Annotated in this window: 27 protein-coding genes; 12 read left to right on the top strand and 15 right to left on the bottom strand. The window is 64.1% G+C overall.

Annotated features, from left to right (window positions below; all coding sequences use genetic code 11):
- Positions 1–22: 22 nt before the first annotated feature.
- Positions 23–778, bottom strand: coding sequence for an SDR family oxidoreductase (locus tag ACTSLZ_RS06175; RefSeq protein ID WP_129314048.1), 756 nt, complete (start codon positions 776–778; stop codon positions 23–25).
- 72 nt (positions 779–850) lie between these two features.
- Between ACTSLZ_RS06175 and ACTSLZ_RS06170 the strand changes: the two genes are divergently transcribed.
- Together ACTSLZ_RS06170 and hchA are read left to right on the top strand one after the other, a co-directional pair.
- Positions 851–1,534 carry a TetR/AcrR family transcriptional regulator gene (locus tag ACTSLZ_RS06170; RefSeq protein WP_443096036.1) on the top strand — a complete coding sequence of 228 codons (684 nt, stop codon included), beginning with the start codon at positions 851–853 and terminating at the stop codon, positions 1,532–1,534.
- A complete protein-coding gene (gene hchA / locus ACTSLZ_RS06165; RefSeq protein ID WP_443096035.1) occupies positions 1,531–2,391 on the top strand; it encodes a glyoxalase III HchA in 861 nt (286 codons plus the stop codon). The genes ACTSLZ_RS06170 and hchA overlap by 4 nt, the downstream gene beginning before the upstream one ends.
- A gap of 22 nt (positions 2,392–2,413) precedes the next feature.
- Here the strand turns inward: hchA and map are convergent, their stop codons facing one another.
- From map to ACTSLZ_RS06145, 4 genes are all read right to left on the bottom strand, one after another.
- Positions 2,414–3,139, bottom strand: a complete 726-nt coding sequence (gene map, locus ACTSLZ_RS06160; protein ID WP_443096102.1) for a type I methionyl aminopeptidase — start codon at positions 3,137–3,139, stop codon at positions 2,414–2,416.
- Positions 3,075–4,379, bottom strand: a complete 1,305-nt coding sequence (locus ACTSLZ_RS06155; protein ID WP_443096034.1) for a glycerate kinase — start codon at positions 4,377–4,379, stop codon at positions 3,075–3,077. Before ACTSLZ_RS06155 ends, map begins: the two co-directional genes overlap by 65 nt.
- Before the next feature lie 3 nt (positions 4,380–4,382).
- Complete coding sequence (locus ACTSLZ_RS06150; RefSeq protein WP_129314044.1) at positions 4,383–5,465, bottom strand: tartrate dehydrogenase; 1,083 nt, start codon at positions 5,463–5,465, stop codon at positions 4,383–4,385.
- Between the two features lie 105 nt (positions 5,466–5,570).
- Positions 5,571–6,464 carry a LysR family transcriptional regulator gene (locus ACTSLZ_RS06145; RefSeq protein WP_238692242.1) on the bottom strand — a complete coding sequence of 298 codons (894 nt, stop codon included), beginning with the start codon at positions 6,462–6,464 and terminating at the stop codon, positions 5,571–5,573.
- 104 nt (positions 6,465–6,568) lie between these two features.
- On the opposite strand from ACTSLZ_RS06145, the gene ACTSLZ_RS06140 reads away from it, so the two are divergent.
- On the top strand, positions 6,569–8,188 hold the full coding sequence (locus tag ACTSLZ_RS06140) for an SLC13 family permease (protein ID WP_443096033.1): 1,620 nt from the start codon (positions 6,569–6,571) through the stop codon (positions 8,186–8,188).
- Between the two features lie 102 nt (positions 8,189–8,290).
- On the opposite strand, the gene ACTSLZ_RS06135 is transcribed toward ACTSLZ_RS06140, so the two are convergent.
- Both ACTSLZ_RS06135 and ACTSLZ_RS06130 read right to left on the bottom strand, forming a co-directional pair.
- On the bottom strand, positions 8,291–8,659 hold the full coding sequence (locus ACTSLZ_RS06135) for an ester cyclase (protein WP_443096032.1): 369 nt from the start codon (positions 8,657–8,659) through the stop codon (positions 8,291–8,293).
- Between the two features lie 122 nt (positions 8,660–8,781).
- Positions 8,782–9,375, bottom strand: a complete 594-nt coding sequence (locus tag ACTSLZ_RS06130) for a TetR/AcrR family transcriptional regulator (protein ID WP_443096031.1) — start codon at positions 9,373–9,375, stop codon at positions 8,782–8,784.
- A gap of 163 nt (positions 9,376–9,538) precedes the next feature.
- Between ACTSLZ_RS06130 and ACTSLZ_RS06125 the strand changes: the two genes are divergently transcribed.
- Entirely contained in the window at positions 9,539–10,417 is an 879-nt protein-coding gene (locus ACTSLZ_RS06125) for an NAD(P)H-binding protein (protein WP_443096030.1), read from the top strand.
- A gap of 152 nt (positions 10,418–10,569) precedes the next feature.
- Here ACTSLZ_RS06125 and ACTSLZ_RS06120 read toward each other — a convergent pair whose 3' ends face one another.
- Complete coding sequence (locus ACTSLZ_RS06120; RefSeq protein ID WP_436594341.1) at positions 10,570–10,932, bottom strand: MerR family transcriptional regulator; 363 nt, start codon at positions 10,930–10,932, stop codon at positions 10,570–10,572.
- A 56-nt stretch (positions 10,933–10,988) separates the two neighbouring features.
- On the opposite strand from ACTSLZ_RS06120, the gene ACTSLZ_RS06115 reads away from it, so the two are divergent.
- Entirely contained in the window at positions 10,989–11,729 is a 741-nt protein-coding gene (locus ACTSLZ_RS06115) for an SDR family oxidoreductase (protein WP_443096029.1), read from the top strand.
- Between the two features lie 578 nt (positions 11,730–12,307).
- On the opposite strand, the gene ACTSLZ_RS06110 is transcribed toward ACTSLZ_RS06115, so the two are convergent.
- The 4 genes from ACTSLZ_RS06110 to ACTSLZ_RS06095 form a co-directional block, all read right to left on the bottom strand.
- Positions 12,308–13,618 (bottom strand): ISL3 family transposase, encoded by a 1,311-nt coding sequence (locus ACTSLZ_RS06110; RefSeq protein WP_179628043.1) that lies wholly within the window; start codon positions 13,616–13,618, stop codon positions 12,308–12,310.
- 240 nt (positions 13,619–13,858) lie between these two features.
- Positions 13,859–14,044 carry a hypothetical protein gene (locus ACTSLZ_RS06105; RefSeq protein ID WP_443096028.1) on the bottom strand — a complete coding sequence of 62 codons (186 nt, stop codon included), beginning with the start codon at positions 14,042–14,044 and terminating at the stop codon, positions 13,859–13,861.
- Positions 14,034–14,192, bottom strand: coding sequence for a hypothetical protein (locus ACTSLZ_RS06100; RefSeq protein ID WP_443096027.1), 159 nt, complete (start codon positions 14,190–14,192; stop codon positions 14,034–14,036). Before ACTSLZ_RS06100 ends, ACTSLZ_RS06105 begins: the two co-directional genes overlap by 11 nt.
- A 333-nt stretch (positions 14,193–14,525) precedes the next feature.
- Entirely contained in the window at positions 14,526–14,798 is a 273-nt protein-coding gene (locus ACTSLZ_RS06095) for a HigA family addiction module antitoxin (protein ID WP_443096026.1), read from the bottom strand.
- Between the two features lie 180 nt (positions 14,799–14,978).
- Here ACTSLZ_RS06095 and ACTSLZ_RS06090 point away from each other — a divergent pair, with 180 nt between their 5' ends.
- Positions 14,979–15,395, top strand: a complete 417-nt coding sequence (locus ACTSLZ_RS06090) for a hypothetical protein (RefSeq protein ID WP_443096025.1) — start codon at positions 14,979–14,981, stop codon at positions 15,393–15,395.
- The gene (locus ACTSLZ_RS06085; protein WP_443096024.1) at positions 15,392–16,006 is read left to right on the top strand and encodes a TetR/AcrR family transcriptional regulator; all 615 of its coding nucleotides are present in this window, start codon (positions 15,392–15,394) and stop codon (positions 16,004–16,006) included. Before ACTSLZ_RS06090 ends, ACTSLZ_RS06085 begins: the two co-directional genes overlap by 4 nt.
- Before the next feature lie 65 nt (positions 16,007–16,071).
- Here the strand turns inward: ACTSLZ_RS06085 and ychF are convergent, their stop codons facing one another.
- The gene (ychF, locus tag ACTSLZ_RS06080) at positions 16,072–17,157 is read right to left on the bottom strand and encodes a redox-regulated ATPase YchF (protein ID WP_443096023.1); all 1,086 of its coding nucleotides are present in this window, start codon (positions 17,155–17,157) and stop codon (positions 16,072–16,074) included.
- A 141-nt stretch (positions 17,158–17,298) separates the two neighbouring features.
- Positions 17,299–17,757, bottom strand: a complete 459-nt coding sequence (locus ACTSLZ_RS06075; RefSeq protein ID WP_178979571.1) for an OsmC family protein — start codon at positions 17,755–17,757, stop codon at positions 17,299–17,301.
- 100 nt (positions 17,758–17,857) lie between these two features.
- On the opposite strand from ACTSLZ_RS06075, the gene ACTSLZ_RS06070 reads away from it, so the two are divergent.
- The 5 genes from ACTSLZ_RS06070 (at position 17,858) to rmuC (ending at position 22,593) form a co-directional block, all read left to right on the top strand.
- Positions 17,858–18,787 carry an ATP-binding cassette domain-containing protein gene (locus ACTSLZ_RS06070; protein ID WP_443096022.1) on the top strand — a complete coding sequence of 310 codons (930 nt, stop codon included), beginning with the start codon at positions 17,858–17,860 and terminating at the stop codon, positions 18,785–18,787.
- A gap of 14 nt (positions 18,788–18,801) precedes the next feature.
- The gene (locus ACTSLZ_RS06065; protein ID WP_129313974.1) at positions 18,802–19,566 is read left to right on the top strand and encodes an ABC transporter permease; all 765 of its coding nucleotides are present in this window, start codon (positions 18,802–18,804) and stop codon (positions 19,564–19,566) included.
- On the top strand, positions 19,563–20,693 hold the full coding sequence (locus tag ACTSLZ_RS06060; protein ID WP_443096021.1) for a sensor histidine kinase: 1,131 nt from the start codon (positions 19,563–19,565) through the stop codon (positions 20,691–20,693). The genes ACTSLZ_RS06065 and ACTSLZ_RS06060 overlap by 4 nt, the downstream gene beginning before the upstream one ends.
- Entirely contained in the window at positions 20,690–21,301 is a 612-nt protein-coding gene (locus tag ACTSLZ_RS06055) for a response regulator transcription factor (protein WP_443096020.1), read from the top strand. Before ACTSLZ_RS06060 ends, ACTSLZ_RS06055 begins: the two co-directional genes overlap by 4 nt.
- Before the next feature lie 86 nt (positions 21,302–21,387).
- Positions 21,388–22,593 (top strand): DNA recombination protein RmuC, encoded by a 1,206-nt coding sequence (rmuC, locus tag ACTSLZ_RS06050; RefSeq protein WP_443096019.1) that lies wholly within the window; start codon positions 21,388–21,390, stop codon positions 22,591–22,593.
- Here rmuC and ACTSLZ_RS06045 read toward each other — a convergent pair.
- Positions 22,590–23,522 (bottom strand): hypothetical protein, encoded by a 933-nt coding sequence (locus ACTSLZ_RS06045; RefSeq protein WP_443096018.1) that lies wholly within the window; start codon positions 23,520–23,522, stop codon positions 22,590–22,592. The two genes, rmuC and ACTSLZ_RS06045, sit on opposite strands and share 4 nt — an antisense overlap.
- Positions 23,523–23,578 lie beyond the last annotated feature (56 nt).

Below are 23,578 nucleotides of genomic sequence, written 5' to 3'. Positions count from 1 at the left end.
GGAAAGGTCCCGTCCGGAGTCACTACCGGGTCGTGTACCCGCCGTTGGCGAAGATCGTCTGACCCGTGATCCACCAGCCGTCCGTGGCCAGGAACCGCACGATCGGGGCGATGTCCTCGATCTGCGTCAACTGGTTGCCCATGGCCTGGGACTTGTGGAACTCGACGCGCTCCGGAGTTTCCTGACCGTAGAAGAACGGCGTATCCATGGGCCCCGGCGCCACAGCCGTCACCGAAATACCGCGCTCCGACAATTCCTTCGCGGCCGCACGCGTGAAGTGCTCAACGGGAGACTTGCCGCCGGCGTAGGTCGAGTACCCGTCGGTGAAGGCGGCGAGAAGCGCCGTGACGATCGTGACGATCTTGCCCCCATCGGCCAAGTGCTGTCCCGCTTCCTTGATGAAGAAGTAGGCCGACTTGGAGTTGATATCGAACATCGAATCGTATTCTTCTTCGGTGGTCTCCGCCATCGGCTTGCGCAGAACCTTGCCGACGGTGTTAACCGCGACGTCGATGGTGCCCAGGGCCTTTTCGGCGTCGTCGAAGAGTCGGGTCACGTTCGCCGGAACGGTCAGATCCGCTTGGAACATCTCGGCACGGCCCCCGGAGGCCCTGACGGCCTCCACGGTCTGTTCCGCATCGGAGCGGGTCTCGTCCGAGTTGAAGTGGACGGCCACGTTGGCCCCGGCCTCGGCAGCCTGTCGAGCGATGAGACCGCCCAAGTTCTTGGCCCCGCCGGCAATGAGGACGTTCTTCCCTGACAATGTGTGCTCGCTCATCGCGCACCTCCATACCTGTGTTACATGTTCTTATAACGTTGCTACATTCGTTACCATAACAGCATGGCTGACATGACGGAAAGAGGCACCAGGGATCGATTGATCCTCGCGGCGGGGGCCCTCGTCGCCGCATCACCCGGCGAGGAGTTCTCACTGCGCGCCGTGTGCGATGCTGCCGGCGTCAAGATGCCGACGCTGTACCACTTCTTCGGATCGAAGCAGGGGCTCATCGACGCCGTCATCGACTACGGTTTCGATCTCTACCTGGGCAAGAAGTCGTCCATGGAGTCGTCCGGCGACCCGATCCAGGACATTCGCGAAGGCTGGGACGCACACGTGGAATTCGGGCTGGCGAATCCGGGCTTCTACACGCTGATGTACGGAACAGTGAGTCCCGGACACTCGCCCGCGCCCCAGGACAAGGCGGCGCGCATTCTCCGCGAGCTCACGGCGCGGGCGGCCGACCAGAATCGGTTGGCCGTTCCATCTGAGCAGGCGGCCGCGCACATTCTGTCGACGAACATTGGCGTGACCCTCCGGCAGATCATCCTGGCCGAAGCGGACCCGCGGCTCTCGGCGGCCGTGCGCGAAGGGGTTCTCGCCGCGATCACGAATACCGCGGGGCCGGAGCGGAACCCGATCGCTTCGGCCATTGAAATTGCCGCCTCACAACCCGATACGCTGGGGAGCACCGAGACACGATTGCTGATCGAATGGCTCACAGCCCTCGACCTGGCGAAAGGAACCTCAGCATGACCGAGAACAACCAAGATCGCCAGCCGACACCGGACCGGGCAGAAGACAACGCGTTCTTCCCGTCCCCTTACTCCCTCTCCCAGTACACGGCCCCCAAGACCGACTTCGACGGCCTCGCGACGGAGGAGAAGTACACCGGCGGTCGATGGAGGGTGCTCGTGATCGCAACCGATGAGCGGTACATGCACATGCGGAACGGGACGTTCTTCTCCACCGGAAATCACCCGGTCGAGACGCTCCTGCCGATCCATCACATGGCGGAGGCCGGCTACGACATCGACGTCGCGACGACCAGCGGCGGCCCCGGCAAATTCGAGTGGTGGGCATATCCCGGGGAGGACGACGCCGTCGCCTCGGCGTGGGAGGCGACCAAGGAGAAGTTCAAGTCTCCGAAGAAGCTCGGAACGGTGATCGCGGACGGCCTGGATGACTACGCCGCCGTGTTCGTTCCCGGTGGCCACGGTGCCATGAACGGGATCCCGGACAGCACCGAGGTTCGGGATGTCCTCGATTTCTTCCTTCGGAACGACCGCCTCGTCGTCACGCTCTGCCACGGGCCCGCTGCCCTGCTCGCGGCCGGAATCGATCGGCAGAGCAACCCGTTCGCCGGCTACGAGATTGCCGCTTTCCCGGATTCTCTGGACTTCGGCGCGAACGTCGATATCGGATACCTGCCCGGTGAAATGCCCTGGCGGCTCGGGAAGAGGCTCTCGGAGGCCGGTCTCACGATCACCAACGACGACATGACGGGTGCCACCGCGCGCGATCGCAACCTGTTGACCGGAGACAGCCCGTTGGCCGCGCATCAGCTGGGCAAGGAGGCGGCACTCGCGCTGTTGGAGTCCTTCGGCAACTAGCCGACGACAGCCGGGCCCAGCATCAGTCCTGGGTCGTGGTGGGAAGGGTCAGGATCTCCGCTCCCCGGTCCGTGATGGCGACCGTGTGTTCGGAGTGAGCGGTTCGGCACCCGGTGGCGCTGCGAAGTGTCCATCCGTCCGGGTCTCCGGCCAACTGGTCCGTATCCACCATGACCCACGGCTCCAGGGCGAGGAGAAGCCCAGGCCGCAGTTTCTGACCGCGGCCGGGTCGACCGTCGTTGGCGACGTGCGGGTCCTGGTGCATCGTGGTGCCGATCCCATGCCCACCGAATTCCATGTTGATCGGGTATCCGGCCTCCTTGAGGACGGCGCCCATGGCGTGGGAGATGTCTCCGATGCGCGCCTTGGGAGAGGCGGCGGCGATCCCGGCCGCGAGCGCCCGCTCGGTGGTGGCGATCATGCGCTCGTCCTCGGGTGCCGGATTGCCGCCGACGACGAAGCTGATCGCCGCATCCGCGGCGATTCCGTTGAGGCTGACGGCCAGATCAAGGGTCAGCAGGTCGCCCTCGGCGAGTCGTTGATCGTGAGGGAGCCCGTGGAGCACCGCATCGTTGACCGAGGTGCAGATGTAGTGGCCGAAGGGGCCGCTGCCGAAGGACGGTGCGTAATCCACGTAGCAGGACTCGGCCCCGGCGTCGACAATCATGTCTCGCGTCCAGCCATCAATGTCGAGGAGATTCGTTCCGGGCCGGACCCTGTCCCGGAGTGTCTGGAGAATTCCTCCCACCAGACGCCCGGATTCGCGGGCACGGACGAGCTGGCTGGGGCTGAGTATCTCCGTCATGCGGACCACTGTACAGGTAGGCGCTGACAACGTTCTTCTCGCCCCCGAGGCCGGGCCGAGCCCCGATCCTTGCGCCGATCTCCGTCACGAGCGGAAGGGGATCCCGGATGCAGGCAGACACATCGGAATTCACATCGGTCAGGGCATGGATCGAGGTGTAGGACTCACGCAGCCGGGAAGCATCGGTTGCCTCGCAGGTTCCGCACACGACCACCACGGCCCTGCCCAGGTCCCGTGCCCTGCGGGCGACGACGGCGGGCGCCTTTCCGCTCAGGGTCTGGTCGTCGAGCCTCCCCTCCCCTGTGATGACCACATCGGCCGATGCCGCGAGCTCGTCGAATCCCGCGAGGTCGAGCAGCAGGTCTGCGCCTGAAACGATCTCGGCGCCCAGGTAGGTACCGGCCGCGAAGCCGAGACCACCGGCGGCTCCAGCCCCTGGAGCCTGTGAGGCCCCGTAGCACCCCAGAGTGTCTTCGGTGACGGTCGCGAAGCTCCCGAGCGCGCGATCGACGTCGCCGATACGGTCGTGGTGCAGCCCTTTCTGCGGGCCGTAGACCGCGGCCGCACCCTGCGGCCCGGTCAACGGATTCGTCACGTCTGATGCGGCGATGAACCTGGTCTCGGCCAGGCGCGGGTCCATCGTCGAGAGATCGATGCGCCGCACATCGTCGAGCCTCCGCAGGTCCGTGACACGCTTCCCCGATGCATCCACCAGGTGCACGCCGAGGGCCATGAGCATTCCGGCACCCGCGTCCGTCGTCGCACTGCCGCCGAGGCCGAGAATGACCTCTCGAGCTCCTTCGTCGAGGGCTGAGAGGATCAGTTCTCCCACGCCGGTGGTCGTGGCACGCTCGGCTTCGGCGTCGGGACGGATCCTTCCGTCGCGAGAGACCAGTGCAAGCCCGGCAGCGGCCGCGACCTCGATGACGGCCCGATGGCGGGACCTGTCCAACGAAAGCTGCGCCGACACGGGAGTTCCATCGGGACCGGCCACGGTGCGTGTGATCCGTTCGTACCCCAGACGGTCGCAAGCATCGAGGGTCCCGTCTCCGCCGTCGGCGACGGCAATGGCGGAGACTTCGATACCGGCCACGCGCCTGAGACCACGGCCCAGAGCGTCGGCGATCTGTTGCGACGTCGCCGAGCCCTTGAACTTGTCGCAAGCGATCAGAACCCTGGGCATGATTCAGCCCAGGTTGTCGATGACGGCCTGGGTCACGTCGTGGGTGCTGGCCGTGCCGCCGACGTCCCGGGTCAGGATGCCCTGTTCGCACGTCCTGTCGATCGCGACCTGAAGGCTCTTCGCTTCGACGTCGAGACCGAAGTGCTCCAGCATGAGCGCGGCCGAGCCGAATTGGCCGACGGGGTTGGCAATGCCCTGCCCGGCGATGTCCGGTGCGGAGCCGTGAACGGGCTCGAACATCGAAGGGAATCGACGGTCCGGGTTGAGGTTCGCGCTGGCGGCCAGGCCGAGCGAACCCGACATCGCCGAACCGAGATCGGAGAGAATGTCCGCGTGCAGGTTCGAGGCGACGACGACGTCGAGGTCTTCAGGGCGCAGCACGAACTTGGCGGCCATCGCGTCCACGAGCACGGACTCCGTCTCGATATCGGGATAATCCTGGGCGACGCGGTCGAAGACCTCGTCCCAGAGGACCATGCCGTACTGCTGCGCATTCGATTTGGTCACCTTGGAGACTTTCTTGCCGGGCCGTGTTCGTGCCAGGTCGAAGGCGAATCGGAAGATTCTTTCGCACCCCACCTCGGTGAAGACCGCGGATTGCGTGGAGACCTCTCCGAGCCCCTCACGGCCGGAGAAGTTTCGTCCGCCGAAGCCCGAGTACTCGCCCTCGGAATTTTCTCTGACCACGATCCAGTCAAGGTCTCTCTCGTGGGCACCGACGATCGGGGACTGCACGTTCGGCAACATGGAAACGGGCCGGATATTGGCCCATTGGTCGAAGCCCTGGCAGATCGCGATGCGAAGCCCCCAGAGGCTCACGTGATCCGGGACCGTGGGCCAGCCGACCGCTCCGAAGAAGATGGCGTCGAGGTCCTTGAGTTGCTCGAGCCCGTCCTCGGGCATCATGCGTCCGGTGCGGGCGTAGTATTCGCTGCCCCAGTCGAAATCTCTCCATTCGAACCCGAACTGTCCGCCGGAATTTGTCGCGATAGCCTCGAGAACCTCGCGTCCGGCGGCCACCACCTCGTGACCGACACCGTCGGCCGGGATCGAAGCGATGTCGAAGGTCTTGGTTGCGGCAGCCATGCGGTTACTCCTGAATCGGCGTGTTGTCTCTGTGTCCGTAACCAGACAACTCCCCGATACCCCATTCGTCCAAGACGAATTTTCACGCAAAGGTATAGGTTTTCCCTATGATGTGAGGATCTTGTACCGCTCTCGGATCATGGCCATCAGCGCTTCGGCCCCAGGTGTCAGGCCCGAAGAACGACAGACTGCAAAGATGTCGAGATATGCGCTGGGTTCGATGCGACGCACCGTGCATCCGCTGCTTTCTGCGATCGAGCGCCACGAGTTCGGCATGACGGTGTGACCGAGTCCGGCCCTGACCATGGGCAGCAGCGAGGTCCTGTGCGCCACCTCGGCGACGACGTTGACCTCGATTCCGCTGACCAAAAGGTCGTCGATCAGCTGGCGCATCATGGACCCTCGCTGCGAAATCACGTAGTCCATTCCCTCCAGCGCCGATCGTTGGATATCCGGGGTCGGTGCGGGTGTTCCTGGAGGCGAGATGAGGACGAGCGGCTGGGTATCGAGCTGCCACACCTGCAGATCCGCACTCCTGGGCTTCCCTGCAGACCCCAGAAGCCCGATCTCGGCCGACCCCGAGTGCACGGCATGGATCACGTCTTCAGGGGTGAAGGCGGCGTCAACATTGACGGTCACACCCGGATGATGCTCATGAAATTCGGTGATCAATGAGGTCAGCGGCTCGACGCCCGGGCTCGGCATCGCGATCATGTCGACCGTGCCCTGCCGGAGGGACTGGATAGCGCTCACCGTGGCCCGGGCGGCGTCGAGGTCCCGGAGGACCTGCCGCGCGGGGCCGATGAGCTGTTTGCCGACGGCCGTGAGCTCGACGCCGCGGCCCGTCCGGCGAAACAGCTCGGTTCCGAGACTCCTCTCGAGTGACCGGATGGATTGGGACAGGGACGGCTGAGCCACGTGCAGGGCTTCGGCCGCTCGGCTGAACCCGTCGTGATCCACGATCCCCAAGAAGTAGGTCAATTGCCTGATGTCCATCATTCCCCGCTCATAGGTTTTGTCTATGCCAGTAACCAATAATAGGTCTTGGACTTGATGTGTGACGCAGACCATGCTGGATCCATCGTTCACACAAGGAGGTCACATTGGCTCAGGCAACCGGGGCGGTCACATCGCCAGGCCCCAAGACGGATGTCTCCAAGGCGCTACTCGGAGGCGGTACGTATCGCGGCCTCGACCAGCAACGCCTCTCCCCTCTCGAGGAACGGGTCGAGAAGATTCGGCGCGTATCGGGCTTCTTCCTGGCGCCGATCGGCTTTCTGGCCATGTGGTTCCTGCCCCAGGGCATGGACGGGACGCAGCAGAAGGTCGCGTCCGTTCTGATCGGCGTGATTCTGCTCTGGCTGTGCGAATCGATACCGATCCCGGTCACGGCCCTTCTGGGCGTCGCGATGATGGTCCTCGTGGGTGTTGCCCCTGCATCGGATGCCCTGGCACCGTTCGGGTCCTCCACGATCTTCACGTTCATCGGTGCGTTCATCCTCGCTCAGGCCATGCTCAAACACGGCGTCGCCCAGCGCATCGCCTATCTGGTTCTGGGGGTTCCCGGGGTCGGAAAGTCCACGGTGCGTATCATCCTGGCCTTCGGCGTGATCACCTGTGTTCTTTCCGCCTTCGTCTCGAATACCGCGACAGTCGCAATGCTTCTGCCCACAGCCCTGGGAATCCTGACCGTGATCGCCCAATTGATGCAGGACAAGGGCGTGGTCAAGCAGGACTTCGACCCGATGCGTTTGCGCGTGGGTGCTGCCCTGATGCTGATGCTGGCTTACGGCGCCTCGATCGGCGGCCTCCTGACCCCCGTCGGCGCGCCGCCGAACCTGATCGGCCGCGGCCTCATCGAGTCCACCACCGGGACCGAGATCTCCTTCGGGCAGTGGGTTGCCGCGGCGGCTCCGATCTGCCTTTGCATGCTCCTGGTCCTGATGGTGATTCTTTTCCTGGTCAACCGCCCGGAGACGCGCCGGATCGAGGGCGTGGCGGAATTCATCGCCGACCGGAAACGGGCCCAGGGCAGGATGTCCCGGGCGGAAATCAACACGGTGATCGCCTTTTCCGTCACGGTCGTCCTGTGGGTGTTCCCCGCGATTCTGAGCCTGTTCGTCGGTGTGGATTCGACCGTGTACAAGGCCGTGGACGATCGTTTGGACGAGGGCATTGTCGCCGTGATCGGCGCTGCTCTGCTCTTCCTTCTCCCGACGGACACGAAGAAACTCAAAGGCACCCTGGAGTGGTCCGACGCGGCCAAGATCGATTGGGGAACCATCCTCTTGTTTGGTTCCGGGATGATCTTCGGAGCCATGATGGGAGATTCAGGCTTGGCCAAGACGATCGGTCACGGCCTGTATTCATCCCTGGGCGTCTCGAGCGGCCTCGTCATCACCGCGGCCGCCGTGGTTCTGGCGATCCTGATTTCGGAGACCACCAGCAATACGGCCGCTGCCGCCGTCACCGTGCCGATCGTGGTCCCCTTGGCCGTGGCCGCCGGCGTCGACCCCGTGGTTCCGGCCCTCGCAGCCACGTTCGGTGCGTCCTTCGGTTTCATGCTCCCGATATCGACGCCGCAGAACGCGATCGTCTACGGGTCAGGGACCGTACCGATCGGACGCATGATTCGCACGGGAGTAATCTTCGACGTGATCGGAGGCGCGCTGATCGTCGCCCTCCTGCCCTGGCTGGCCTCCCTGGTCGGCATCGGGGGCTGACGCCACGGTCGACGTCGGTCGGCAACGATCGACGCCGGTCTCCGCGGACGCCGTCGCTCTGGGCGTGCCGCCGCTCTGCGGACGCACCCTCGGGCAGTGGATTTATCGTTCCGCCGAGGCGACCCAGTATTCACGGAATTTGCCATGGTCGACGCGGAGGATGTCATTGCCGAAGAAGCCGTAGACGGTCCCGTCGGTCATGGTTCCCGTACCGGCCCAACGCCCGGCGACCATATCGCCATCGACCAGCGGAGGCACCTCGATCTCGAAGGTCAGATCGGAGAACATGCCCTTGGTCTCGGCGAGGATGTCGGCCAGCCCATCGGGTCCGTGGACCTCTCGGCCGGGCCAGTGTCCGATGAAGTCGTCCGTCACGAGCTCCCCGGCGGCTTCGCGCAGCGCCTCGCGGTCGGCCGGCCCGCTCCAGAGTTGCTGGATCCACCGGTAGAAGAGTTCCTTGTTGTCACCCATGTCACTCCTTCCGTGCGTCTGGCCATTCTCACACGGAGCTCCGGACCGGTGACGCTGCCTGTGGAATTTCGGCCGAGGAAATCCGCGGACTGTCTGACAGCGGATCTCGACTGAACGCAAGGTCAGGCGGATGTACTCCGCGATGGACAGATCCCGTCGAGCACGAAACCAGTTCGTCGATCATAGTCGGCGCGGGGCGGCCGGCCACCGTGCTTGAGCGCCAGGGCATTGTCTCGGGCGAGTGCTTGAAAGTCTTCGGCCGTGAGGTCATGGGCCAGGATGCCTGCGGCACGCCCTTGTGCGACAAGGCTTTCGTGGAAGTCTGTCCCCGCATGGCATAGGTCGAGCAAGGGTTCCGACTCGCGATATTCCTGCAGAAGGACATCGTTGACGGCCGGACGTTCATACTGCAGGTCACGGAGCGCAACGATGTAGCCCCGGATCCGATCTCGGACGCCGACGACGGACTTCGCATCCTCGATGACAGCCTTCAACTCGGTCGCGACGACGTCGTCGATGACGGCATCGATGAGCCCGACTCTCCCACCGAGCCGATTGAAGATCGTCGCCTTGCTCACCCCGGCGGCCGCGGCGATTTCGTCGAGCGATGCCGAGAACCCCTGTTCTCGGAACACCCGCACCGCCGCTTGCAGTATCCGATCGACGTTTCGACGGGCATCCGAACGGAGAGCGGACGCACTTCGCAAGTCGGGCACGAGGCAACCTCCTTGTCAGCCGACGATTAACTTGATTCAGGTAGTCAACTTAGTGCAGGCTGGGGTCAACGCAAAGTTGACTCAATGAGTAAACTTCACTCTTCCCTGGCACCGGGCGTGAACCACGAGCACGTTCTCGTACCCCCCCTGAAAGGACTTTCCCATGATCATCGTCACCGGAGCCACAGGCGCCCTCAACGGGGCCACGGTCGACCAGCTCCTCAAGCGGGTGCCACCACACCACATCGGCGTCAGCGTCCGTGACCCTGCACGCGCTCAGCACCTGGCAGATCGAGGAGTCCGCGTACGGCAGGCGAGCTACGACGACCCCGAGGCCCTGCGGCGCTCGTTCGCCGACGCGGATCAAGTCCTCCTCGTGTCGTCCAGCGACCAATCTTCCGACGTCGTCGCACAGCATGACAGAGCAATCGATGCCGCCGTCGACGCGGGGGCTCATCGCATCTTGTACACGAGCGCCCATGGGACAGCTTTCGATACGCCCTACCCGCCGCTCAGGATCCATGCGGCCACTGAACAGCATCTTGCGGAGTCCGGAGTCGCATGGACTGCGTTGCGCAACGGCTTCTACGGCGACCCATCACAGTTGCTCGGTGCGTGGCAGGAAACAGGGGTCATCGCTATGCCCGCGGACGGTCCTTTCTCCTGGGTCGACCGGCGCGATGCCGCGGAGGCGGCCGCCGCGATCCTCACGGCCGACACACCGTTGGATGGCCCGGTTGACCTGACGCTGCCCGAGCCGGTCACCCTGGCGGACTTCGCCGCGTCCGCATCCGAGATCACGGGTCGCAAGATCGAGCGCGTCGTCGTCGACGACGAGACGTGGGTGAGAGATGCAATGAACAACGGCATTCCCGAAGAGGTCGCGCGCTTCACCCTGTCCATGTTCCAGGCCACCAGGAGCGGGCATTTTGCGAATTCGGACCCCACGCTCACGCGCCTGCTGGGCCGCAGACCTCGCAGTATCACCGATCAGCTGCGGGAGAGGATTGCTGACGGGCAAGTCAGTGACCCTCCTCGTTGATGGTCGAACTATTGCGCAGAGCTCTCGAGCCACAGGAGATCCACTGCGCACGCGGCAATCAGGTCACGGACCTTCTCCTTCTGTCTCACTCGGTATCGCGATTTGTTCGCCGCGCACCGGGACTGCAGCCCAAGCGTCATGACCGGCAAAACCTAGCTCGCCACCTCGTCCATGGTGGCTCGAGCGGCACCAATCAGATCGTCGAGGCGGTTGCCCATGGCCTCGAGCTCGGCCGCGCGTGCGCGGAGTCGGTCACGTTCGGCCTCCAAGGTGCGGAGGGTCGACGCCGTGGCGACCCGGCTATCGACGCACGGGAGCAGCTCCCGGATCGAGGCGCTGCTCAGGCCCGCTTGGATGAGCTGATGAAGGAAACGGACCCGTTCGACCGTCGCCTCGGGGTAGCGGCGCTGCCCGCCGCTGGTGCGCTCGGAGGAGAGCAAGCCCTGTTGCTCGTAATAGCGCACCACTCGCGGCGTCACGTTCGCCGCAGAGGCCACGGCACCGATCGAAAGCATGGTGTACCTCACAGTTTCTGATATTGAACCTGACGCTGGCGTCAGGTTTTAGCGTAGTGACTGCAGCGTTGACCAGACAAGAAGAAACGGAGTACATCATGCTGGACCTTTCGAGCTCGGTCGCAGTCGTCACTGGAGCCAACCGCGGACTCGGCCGGGAGTTCGCCCGCCAACTCGTCGAACGCGGCGCGACGGTTTTCGCCGGCGCGCGCAACCCCGCATCCCTCGACGTTCCCGAGGCAACCCCACTCCCCCTCGACATCACGGATCCCGATCAGGTCGCGGAGGCCGCCAGCATCGCGTCAGACGCGAACCTTGTGATCAACAATGCCGGAGTCTCAACTTTTGCCCGACTTGTCGACGGCAACCTCGCCGACATCCGACAGGAAATGGAAACGAATTACTTCGGCACCCTCCACATGGTGCGGGCCTTCGCCCCGGTCCTCAAGGTCAGCGGCCGCGGCGCGCTCCTCAATGTTTCTTCGGTCATGGCCTGGCTGGGATACGAGCACTCCAATAGCTACGGGGCATCCAAGGCCGCCGTGTGGGCACTGAGCAATGGGCTGCGGGCCGAACTCTCCGGCGACGGTATTCAAGTCAGCTCGCTCTTCCTCGCCAGCACCGACACCGACATGATGGCCGACGTCGATGTACCCAAGAACGACCCCGCCGACGTAGTCCGCATTGCCCTCGAGGGCCTCGCCGCAGGAGAGCAGGAGATCCTTGCCGATCAGGCAGCCGTCGACCTCAAGGCAACCTTGTCGCAGGACAGGGGGCGCTTCTCGGGCGCCCGTTGATGATTCAGGGTCAGACGGAGTTCATCTGCGATGGAGTTTGGCGGGCGCGGCTGACGGGACCAAGATTCGGAAGGGCGCCCAGCACATTCGTTGCGGCAGCGTGATGGTTCCGGCCGTTGGTCCCTGCAGGTCCTCCCGCTGGTCCACCCAGAAAGAGGATCACTCCAAGGACGGGCGGCCTGGTACGGATCCATGACCATATCTCCAAGCGCTCGACAATTCAGATCCCTGAGACCTCGCCCTCACCCAACAATCTCAACCGAGGGCTGAAGAATCCCACGAATGAAGCGACAGCTCCTGCCAGAGCGCCAGCAATCCCCCACATCGCAGGTTCTGAGGCCCGGTGACGGTAGCTGATCAGCATGATGACGCCGAGCAACGGGGCCAACAGACGCAGAATTTAAAGGATCCGAAACATGGGGAACCCCCAACATCGACAATACGATCGTATTATTAGCGCTAATACACGCGTATTGGACGGCCATACAGAGGACGGGAATAACAACTGTCCATACTTCATGCGAAACACCTGGTGTCGCTGGATCGAAGTGCTTCGCCTACGGAGGCGGGAAACTGGCTCATCGCATTTGAGGGTGTAGGTGGTTCCTGAAGCCGCCGGTGTCGAGCAGCGATCGGGCTATGTAGTTCGTGAGGTTCCGGAATCCGAGGGCGGAGCCGCGGAGGTGTTCCAGGCGCCCGTTGATCGCCTCTGTTGGCCCGTTGGACGTGCCGGGCCGGTCGAAGAACGCGAGGATGTCGGCGGCGCGCTGCTTGAGCGTGCGGCCGAGCTTGCGGACCTCCACGAGCGCGGCGGGGACGCCGCTGGAGACGGAATCGATGACGGCTGTCATCAGCTTCTTCGCCGTCTTCCGATCGGGTTCGCGGTAGGCAGCGATCACGCGCTGGTAGATGCCCCAGGTCGCCTCGACCTCGACGTGCTCGGAGACCGCGAACAGTGCCTCGAGACGGGTCTGCTGCCGGTCAGTGAGCAGCTGCGCGCCGGTGTGGAGGATGCGGCGGGCCTTGTAGAGCGGATCGTTTTTGCGGCCCCGCCGGCCGTGCAGGCACTGCTGGACGCGACGACGGCAGGTGTCGAGGGCGTCGCCGGCGAGGCGGACGACGTGGAACGGGTCCATCACCGCCTGCGCGTCCGGGAGCTCCTCGCTGACGGCGGTCTTGAAGCCGGTGAACCCGTCCATCGCGACGACCTCGACACCATCGCGCCAGTCCTGCGGGCGTGCGGCGAGCCAGGTCTTGAACACGGCTTTCGAGCGACCCTCGATCATGTCCAGCAGACGGGCGGGGCCGGTCTTGTCGCGGTTCGGGGTGAGGTCGATGATGACGGTGACGTACTTGTCGCCGACTCTCGTGTGGCGCCAGACGTGCTCGTCGACGCCGATCACGGCGACGCCGTCGAACCGGGCGGGATCGTCGATCAGCACTCGACGCCCTTCAGCGAGGACCGCGTTGTTCGCCGTGTGCCAACCGACACCGAGTCCGGCGGCGACGCGGGCGACGGTGAGGTGGTCGATCACGAGCGCTTCCAACGCCCACCGCATCCCGCTACGGGACAGCTTGGCTCGCTCGGGCGCCGCTGCCGTGAGGTCCTCACGCCAGGACCGTCCGCATCCCGAGCACTTGTAGCGGCGGACCCGGACCAGCAGCGTCGTCGGGCGATGACCGAACGGCTCGTGGGCGAGACGCCGCGTGTCCGTCCCGCGCGAGAGCGCCTGGCTACCGCATCCCCGGCACCACGGATCCGGCTCGGCGACGCGGCACTCGATCACCGCGCGATCCGGCTCAAAAAGCTGACCGGTGGCCACGAGGCCGAGCTCGTCGAGATGGCAGAACACGGTCAGATCAGGGGTCGCGAAGGTAGCGTGGTGCACGTCGAGGTCTTCCGGCAGATGGTCAGTGTGAGAACTTCCATCATCGGAAGGCCTCGACCCTCATCCGGCGACCGACGCGCTCAGCCACCTACCCCCTCAACTGCGAAGAGCCAGCAATGTGCTGCGTTCTCGAGAACACAGCCCGTCCAGGGCAAGGATCGACGCGGATGAGACCGGCCGAGACGACATCGAGAAGGCGGACTCTCCGCACCGACCCCGGCACCCCACCAACGGAAGTAACTAGCCCTTGAGCTTCTGCACGGCGGCCCACACGCCCTGACGGCTCATCCCGGCTACAAGAGCGATACGCGACAACGGGATACCCCGATCAACGGCGGTAGCCATGGAGACACGGAACCTGTGGTCGGCGTCGTCCCGTTCCTGGCGAGCCGTGGACACGACCTCAAGCGCAGGCTCATCGCTCACGACGGATCACCGCCCGCGCCGCTACGACGCCGGCCAAGACGACAGTCAATCCCGCCATCGTCGCTGTCAGCCACACGGGTTGGTGCGTTGCGTAGGAGAGTGCAGTGATCACCATGCCGAACGCTATATCGGTGACCTTATTTTTCATGGTTGGCTCCTTCACGATTGAAAGGACCAGGACGCCGAGTGGTGACTCGGCCCCCTAGGTCCTTGGCCCTTGGGTACGCGGAGGTCTCGGATGAGTCCGACGATTCCTCTTGCGCTCCTCAGAACTAGGAGTGTGACTGAGAGTCCGACTACAACCGTCATTTTACCTCCTTCCATTGAATGCCCCGGCTTACGCCGGGGCACTTTTAGTTTAAGGACCCCATCCCAACCGTCAAACACATCAAACAATGAATCAGTGGCCTGTAGGCGTTTCGGCTCATCAGCATCCCGCGACTCAGCAGGTCACCCATGGAAAACCGGGGCCGTTTTCCCATCACAGGTGGCGGCCCTTCAGCCCGAAGCCATGTATGCCGAACCGTCTGACAGCGGACGTTCCGGAGTGTCGCGCCAGGCGATTGGCCGTATCAGCCGTGATGCCTCGCTTGCCGTGCGCGATCTCGTTGATCCGCCGCGGTGGCACCCCGATCGAGATGGCGAGCTTGTTCTGGGTGATGCCGAACCCCTCGATGAAGTCCGCCATGAGGACCTCGCCTGGATGGATCGGCCCGATCAGAGCAGCCTGCGTGGCAGTCGATGAGTTCGACATCTTCGGGTCCCCTCTCTCCGGGCGAAACAGGTGAGCTCGGCGGGCTGCCTGCCAACCGATCTCAGCACACAGGGAGGCATGTAACGAGAGCCGTCAATAACGCTAGACGTTAAACCGGAGCTCCACCACATGCCCATGCCTTGGACCATCACAGTGGCGACCACTTGACCTATTGACCCTATGGTCAATAATATTGACCCCATGGTCAGCAACTCATATCCTCGTGTATCACCATGGATCGCGCGTCTTGTAGCCGTCTACGTCGCCGCTGTCGTTGTCGCCATCCTGGTGCTCGTGGCCCTCACGTTCCTCGCACCCGCACAGGCGACCGATGAAGCCTGGTGGCACGCCATGATCGTGGCTGTCTTCGCGGTGCTTCTCCCGCTGCGCACCCGTGCGGCAGTCCGTGGGAACGCCCACGCCTACGGTGCGGTCGGGGTCATCGCTGCCGTGCTGGCGATCGTGAATGTCATCGAGGCACTCATCCCCGGCTTCGTTCCGTTGTGGATGAGAATCGAGATGTTCGGTATCGCCGCGCTCATGGCGGTCATCGCCGCGCTCGTCTGGCGCGATCGAGCCACTTGGAGCGAAGCATGACCGGGCGGAGGCGGCTCAGCGCAGACGAGCGCCGCGAGCAGCTGATGGACGCAACCATCCGCGTTCTTGCAGACCGAGGCTTTCAAGCGACGACTGCCAGCGAGATCGCCCGCGTCGCAGGCGCATCCAAGGGTCTCCTGTGGCACTACTTCACCGATCTCGACCAGCTGTTCGAGACGACGACGCACTACGCCCTGGCGTCCCTCACCAGCGCGGCCGGGAAGATGCTTGACCTTGACGCGCCGGCCCCGACGGTGATCCGGTCGGCGATCCACGCGACCACTGAGCTCAGAGTCACCCACGAAGCCGAGCGACGAGCGATCAAGGAGATCGCGCTCAACCTCCGCACCGCCGTGGGCGAACCAGCGCTGGGCCCGAGCTACCTCGAGGACATGCATGCCTCTCAGGAGGAGATCTTCCGTCAAGGCCAATCCAATGGCGACTTCCGGGGCGACCTCGACCCGCACATCCTTGCCGTGACCTATCAGGGGATGGTCGACAGCATGCTCGACTACCTGGATGCGCACCCCGATACCGATGCCGATCGTCACGCCGAGAACGTGGCCGAGGTCTTCCTCGGAGGGGTGGGAGTCTCACGCGCCCACGCGTGACGGGGCATCCGTGGGACCGCGGCGGCCCAGGCCAAGACCGGGTGAGACGTTGAAGCGGAACGCGCCTAGACGTTAAACCGAAACTCCACCACGTCCCCGTCCTGCATGACGTAGTCCTTGCCTTCCATCCGGACCTTGCCGGCGGACTTGGCTTCGGCCATCGAGCCCAGGGCATCCAGGTCGTTGTAGGAGACGATTTCGGCCTTGATGAAGCCGCGTTCGAAATCGGTGTGGATCACGCCGGCGGCCTGCGGGGCTGTGTCGCCCTTGTTGATCGTCCAGGCGCGGGCCTCCTTGGGGCCGGCCGTCAGGTAGGTCTGCAGCCCCAGGGTGTGGAATCCGGTACGAGCCAGCTTGTCCAGCCCGGACTCGTCCTGTCCGGACATTTCCAGCATCTCGCGCGCTTCGTCCTCGTCCAGTTCGACGATGTCGGCCTCGAGCTTCGCGTCCAGGAACACGGCTTCGGCCGGGGCCACCAGCTCACGGAGTTCCTGCTGACGCTCCTCGGACTGGAGGACGCCGTCGTCGCAGTTGAAGACGTAGATGAACGGCTTGGCGGTGAGCAGGTTGAGCTCGCGCAAGAAGGAGGTGTCGAGCTTCGCGCCCGCGGCGCCCCGGAAGATGGTCTCCCCGTCTTCCAGGATCTTCTGGGCCTGCTGGTACGCCTCGAGCTGGGCGGCGTCGCCCTTCTTGATCTTGACCTGCTTCTCGAGGCGCGGGATCGCGTTCTCCAAAGTCTGCAGGTCGGCCAGAATCAGCTCGGTGTTGATCGTCTCCATGTCCGAGGCGGGGTCGATCTTCCCGTCCACGTGGACGACGTCGGGATCGTCGAAGGCCCGCACGACCTGCGCGATCGCGTGCGCCTCACGGATGTTCGCGAGGAACTGGTTGCCCAGGCCCTCACCTTCCGAGGCGCCCTTCACAATTCCAGCGATATCCACGAAGGAGACCGTCGCCGGAAGGATCCGTTCGGAGGAGAAGATCTCGGCGAGACGCTCGAGCCGCGGATCCGGCAGATTCACCACACCCACGTTCGGCTCGATGGTCGCGAACGGGTAGTTCGCCGCGACGACGGTGCTGCGGGTCAGTGCATTGAAGAGGGTCGACTTGCCCACGTTGGGCAGCCCCACGATTCCGATAGTTAAAGCCACGGTGCCCTATCCTACCCGCCACGTCGGCCGAGGTCATGGCGACCTTCGAAGCCCACGAAACGACCGGTCCACGCGTGCCTCGCGCCAAAGGGCATTCACTCCCCCAACGGACGCGAGAAATGCCCAAAACTCAAGGTGTGCTCAGTCCTCGATCCGCATGCTGACGTCCGTCTCGTGCTCCACAGTCCGGGACACGGTGCAGTCCTTGGTCCGGGCCAGCTCGACCAGGCGGGGAACCATGGACGCGGCTTTGTCGCCGACCTCGCCCTCGGGAAACTTCACGGAGAAGGAGAGCTCGATATCGCGCATCCGGCTTCCGCCGCTCTCGTCCTTGTCCTTGATCCCGCTCGCGACAACCCGGAACTCTTCCGGTTCGGACCTGCGCGACGTCACGACGTCGACGTCGATCGCCGAGCACCCGCCGATCGCGGCCAGCAACAACTCGACCGGGCTCATCAGCCCCTCGCCCTGCCCGAATTCGACGGCGTCGCCGGTTGCGTTGGTCGCACGGTAACGGGTCGTGCCGAGCCGCTGTACCTCGACCGAACGGTAGCCGGGATCCTGCTGGCGTGCTGACTGGTCATCCATGTTCTCGCTCATGTCCTCATCCTGCCCGCCTCCGGTACCCCTGACAAACGTCATGGACAAACGGTGACATCCCGTATGCGTGCCCTCGACCGGAAGCGGCGAATCTTGAACCATGAACAACACGGTCATCGAGGCCCAAGGCCTCATCAAGAGTTTCAAGGACGGATCCGGGCGGATGTTCAACGCCTTGGACGGCGTCGACGTCGAGGTCGGATCCGGGGAAATCATCGGGCTCCTGGGCCCCAACGGGGCCGGGAAGTCGACCCTCATCGACATGGTTCTGGGGCTGACCAAACCCTCGTCAGGGACGGTCAGGACCTTCGGCGGAACACCGCACCAGGCCATCGCCCACGGAAGGATCGGTGCGGTGCTGCAGACCGGCGGCCTACTGCCCAACCTCACCGTACGGGACACGATTCGAATGATCGCGGCCACGCACCGGAACCCGCTGCCCCCGGACACGGTGCTGGACCAGGCGGATTTGACGCATCTGGCGGACAGGAAGGTCGTCAAATGTTCAGGAGGCGAACAACAGCGCATCCGCTTCGCCTTGGCGATCCTCTCCTCCCCTGACCTGCTGATTCTGGACGAACCGACCAGCGGCATGGATGCCAACGCCCGCCACAAGTTCTGGGAATCCATGAAGACCCAGGCCAGCAGCGGGCGGACCATCGTGTTCGCGACCCATTACATCGAAGAAGCACAGAACTTCGCCCAGCGGATCATCATGGTCGGCAATGGTCGCATCGTCGTCGACGGCCCGACCGACGACGTGCGAGCCCACGCCGCCCCGAGCCAGGTTTCGGCCGTGCTCCCCGACGACGTCGAGGCCTCGTCCCTGCCGGGTGTCCGCTCCGTCTCGGTCGACGGGGACCGCACCACGATGACCACCGACCAATCGGACGAACTCGCCCGCTATCTGCTCACACGAACGGGAGCCACCGGCCTCACCATTTCCGCAGGCTCCCTCGAAGACGCATTTCTCGCCCTCACCACGGATCGCCCCGAAGACTCCTTCGCCGGATCCGAGCGCACCCACTGACCGGGAGGACAACCATGAATATCGCAGCTTTCACACTCATCGATCTCCGCAGGACCCTCGCCGACCGTTCCGGCGTCGTCTTCTCCGTGATCCTCCCCGTGGTCTTCTACCTGCTCTTCGGGGCGATGCAGGATTATGCCGAGGCGCCCTTGAACGATGGCAATACCGCCGCCTACGTGATGATCGGGATGGCGGTCTACGGCGGCGTCGTGGCGGCCTGCGCGACGACCGGCAACGTCGTCGTCGAACAATCCACGGGGTGGGGACGCCAGTTGGCCCTGACGCCACTTCCCACACCCGCGATGCTCGCGTCGAAGGGCGTCATCATCCTGGTCCGCGCCCTGCTCCCCGTGCTCGCCGTGAACATTGCCGGGCTGTTCACCCAAGCCGATATGCCTGCCGGCGAGTGGATCACGTGCGCCGTGCTCGCCGTGGTGGTCGCACTCCCCTTCGGCTTCTACGGAATGATGTTCGGTTTGCTCTTCCGGTCGGAATCCGCGGTCTCGATCTCCAGTACGGCGTTGGTCATCCTGTCCTTCATCGGTAACGCGTTCTCGCCCCTGCCCGAGTTCCTCATGGGCCTGTCACGCTTCACCCCGCTCTACGGAGCCTCGAGCCTGGCACGTTATCCTCTGACTGATGGCATCCAGGCCATCAGCGACGGGACCGGCACCGTGACCGATCCGTTGTGGTATGCCGTGGTCAACGTCATCGCGTGGACACTCGTCTTCTCCGGGGCGTGTGCCGTCCTGAGCCGTCGACAGAAGGAACGCAAGTGAAACCTGAGAGGCCCCGGTTCCAGGCGATCCGTGCGGTGCAGGCCGGGGTCTGGCTGATCTTTGTGGTCTTTGCGGTCATTCCGCTCTTCTACGTTCAGCGCACCCCGCTCGGACTCGGTGCGGGATTGACCTTGATCGGCTTGTTCTGCGTCATCTACGCCGGAGGCTTCGGCTACTCCGAACTTCTGGTAAGACGCCGGTACAGACTGTATTGGTGCTGGATCGCACTCATGGCAATCATCGTTGCCGCGCTGTCTCTCCTCATCGGACTCAGCGTGGTCAACCTGACCACGTTCTTCGTCGCCGCGTTCTTGTTCTTGCTGCCGTCTCGCGCCGGGATCCTTCTCACCTCCGCGCTGGTGGTCGCCACGAACGTCGCCGTCCTTCTGGCCGCCGATTCCGGGGCCTTTCCCTACGTGCTGAGCGGAACCGTGTTGGGCCCGATCATCGTTCTGGTCGTCGCCATCGCTGCGCGACGGGAAGACGTCGAGAACCGTCTCCGCCAGGATCTTGCGGTCTCGACCGAGCGCGAGAGCGTCGCCCGCGACGTCCACGATCTGCTCGGTCATTCGTTGACGGTGATCAACCTGAAGTCCGAGGTCGCGGCGCGGACCATGGAATCCGATCCCGAGGGCGCCAGACAAGAGGTCCTGGAGATCGCTCGGTTGTCCAGGACGGCACTGGCGGACGTTCGGTCCACGGTCACACGCCTGCGCCAGCCCGACTTTGCGGGCGAGATCGACGCCGCCGGCAAGGCGCTCCCGACCGCCGGCATCACGGCGGATCTCCCGTCGTCGCCATCGGCCCGAGAGGTTTCGGGGGTCAACGCGTCCATGTTCTCGTGGGCCGTGAGGGAGGCGGTGACCAACGTGGTCCGGCACTCGGGCGCCTCGCGTTGCTCCGTCATGCTCACACCCGAAAAAATACAGGTCACGGACGACGGCCGAGGCATCGGTTCGGACTTCGGCAATGGGCTGAACGGCCTGCGCGAGCGGGTCGAACAGGCGGGCGGGATACTCGTCGTCGAAAACGTGGTGCCCCGCGAAGACCTGCTCGACGGCGAGCACCCGGGGACCCGGGTCCTCGTCACCATGAACGGCGATCGCTCCCCCTTGGAGGAACCATGAGCACCATCCGAGTCCTCATTGCGGACGACCAGGACCTCGTCCGCGGAGCCCTGGCGGTCCTGTTGGATTCCGAACCCGATATCGAGGTGGTCTCCCAAGTCGGCCGGGGCGACCAGGTGCTCGACGCCGTCCGGAGCTCTTCGGTCGACGTCGCCCTCCTGGACATCGAGATGCCGGGAGGAACTGGCATCGAGGCGGCCGAGCTGGTGCGGGACGCCGGCCTGGATTGCGAGGTCATCATTGTGACCACGTTCGGGCGACCGGGCTATCTGAAGCGGGCCCTGTCCGCGGGAGTCCGGGGTTTCGTCGTCAAGGACACTCCCCCTGCCCAACTTGCCGAGGCGGTCCGGCGAGTGGACTCCGGATTGCGGGTCATCGATCCGTCGCTGGCGCAGGAGTCTCTCTTCAGCCCCGAGAACCCCCTGACCGATCGGGAAATCGAGGTCTGTCGAGCAGCTCAGGACGGATCGAGCGTCAAGGGCATTGCCTCCTCTTTGAGCTTGTCGAACGGGACGGTCCGCAACCACCTGTCCTCCGTGATCCGGAAAACGAATGCCAACAACAGGTTCGAGGCCGTGCGTCAGGCCCAGGACAGCGGTTGGCTGTGAAGAAGGACCAGCAACAGGCCGCGACGAGAGGCTCCGGCACCCATCGCTTGTCCTAAGTTGTCAGTCCGTCCTGGCACAGTGGAATCATGACCGGATTGCCTCTTGCACTTTCAGCTCTGCTGGCCCTCGTGATCGGGGGCATTGTCGGATTCGTGCTCGGTGCACGCTCTCGCACGTCGGATGCGGACCTCACTGAAGAGAACTCTCGTCTGCGCAGCGATCTGTCGGCGGCCCAGGAGGGCAGGGAGCAGTTGGCCCAACGCGTGGAAAGCCTGGAGAACCGCGCCCGCACGGACCAGGATGTCCTGCGCGCTCTCGCACCCGTCAAGAACCAGCTGGCCACGGTCGAACAACAGGTCCGGCAGATGGAACGCGAGCGCGCCGATCAATTCGGTTCCGTGAGAGAAGCTTTGGAGGTCTCCCGCCGCGGTCAGGAGGAACTGCGGGAATCAACGCACCATCTCTCCAGCGCGCTCCGCTCCACGACCGCTCGCGGCTCGTGGGGAGAGGCGCAGCTGCGGCGCGTCGTCGAAGCGGCAGGCATGGAACGCCACGTCTCCTATTCCGAGCAGGTGGTCTCCGAAGTTCGGGACGAGTCCGGGGAAACGCATCGCCTGCGTCCGGACATGGTGGTTTCGTTGCCCGGGGGCAAGGAATTGGTCCTGGATTCCAAGGCCCCGTTGGACTCGTATTTGGAGTCCCAGGAAGCAGAGGAAGAATCCGAAAAGGCCGCCTGGGAGGCCAAACATGCCAAAGCGGTGCGTTCCCACGTGGATGCCTTGTCTTCGAAGCGGTATTGGGAAGCACGTGAGACGTCCCCCGAGATCGTGCTGTGCTTCCTTCCCATGGAATCGGCGCTGTCCGCTGCGCTCCGTTCCGATTCGAACTTGCTGGACTATGCCTCATCGCGTGGGGTCGCTCTGGTGTCGCCGGTGTCTTTGCTGGCCTCGCTCAAGGCGGTGGCCCTCTCGTGGAGGCAGGAAGCGGTCTCGCAGAATGCCCGGGAACTCTTGGCCCACTCGCGTCAGCTGTACGAACGGCTCTCGAGCGTTGGCGGACACCTGAAGAGCATGGGGAGGGCGCTGACCCGCAGCGTCGAGTCCTACAACTCGATGTTGGGTTCCCTCGAATCACGGGTCTTCGTCACGGCGCGGAAGATCAATGAGTTGGATCCGACCGCCGCTTCGGACGAACGTCTCGAAGCCTCTCCCGTGGAAACGGCACCCAAGCCTCTGAGCGCGCCGGAATTCCATGAGGCCGCCCCCGAGCCGGAGGACCGGTCGGCCTCCTAGAAGGTGTGCGAATGGTTCGCGTGGCGGGACGCATTCATCACGTGGATGATCACCAGGATCAGCGCGATCCCCAATCCCACTCCCAGACTCGTCAGGGCCCATGCCTGGACGTTGGACGTCAATGCATCACCCATGTGCTGCGCGATGAGCCCGCCTGTACCCTCCACGGTGTCGAGCTGGGCATGGAAGCGGGCCGCCAAGACGGTCATGCTCACCCAGGTGACCAGACCGGCGGCCGCAGCAACCAGAGCGACGAACAGTGACTTGCCGCGGGGAGCAGCGAGTGCCGAAACGAGAGTCGCCACCACCGCTACCGCCCCGAAGGTGGGGGCGACGGCGGCCAGGGACTGGGCGTTATGCAGGAAGTGGGCCATGGGGCCCTCCTCACCCGAGGAAGGCGCCTTCTCCAGCTCGATCCGAGCCGTATCATCTCCCAGTCCCAGGTCGATGTGGACCGCGTTCTCCACCTTGTCGTTGACCGACTGGTAGATCGGACTCGCGTCCACCACAAGGGTCGAGGACGGGTCGTCACCGAAGTTGCTCGCGTGGGTTTCCTTGGCCGTCTGCTTCCATGTCGACCGGAAGTCCTCGGAGTCGACCACGCCCTTCACGGTCGAGTGCATCAAACCGGAAGCACGGTCCTTGGCCCAGCTCTGGAGGCCCGGCAGGCCCCCGATCGTCGATCCGTCGCCCAAATACTGCTGCACGGAATCCGAATCCATGATCTGCTGGGTCGCGGCATCCGCCAGGTCCGAGCGGAATGACTCTTCCTGGATCACGTCATCGGCACTCGACACGAAATGGGACTCGTCTCCCACGGACTGCTGGAACCACGCCAACAACAGCGTGAGAGTCGCCAGGCAGACTGCAAGCACCGCAGCGATGACAGAGAACACCCAGCGAAGGGTCGAGGGAACGGAACGAGGCATGGGACCACCGTAATCGTTCACCGAAAACACCGCTGTATTCTCATCCACAGAATGCC

Source organism: Rothia koreensis (assembly GCF_052232265.1).
GTDB lineage: Bacteria > Actinomycetota > Actinomycetes > Actinomycetales > Micrococcaceae > Rothia > Rothia koreensis.
Note: the sequence above shows the minus strand (reverse complement) of the source record. Positions and strands in the feature narration are given on the sequence as shown.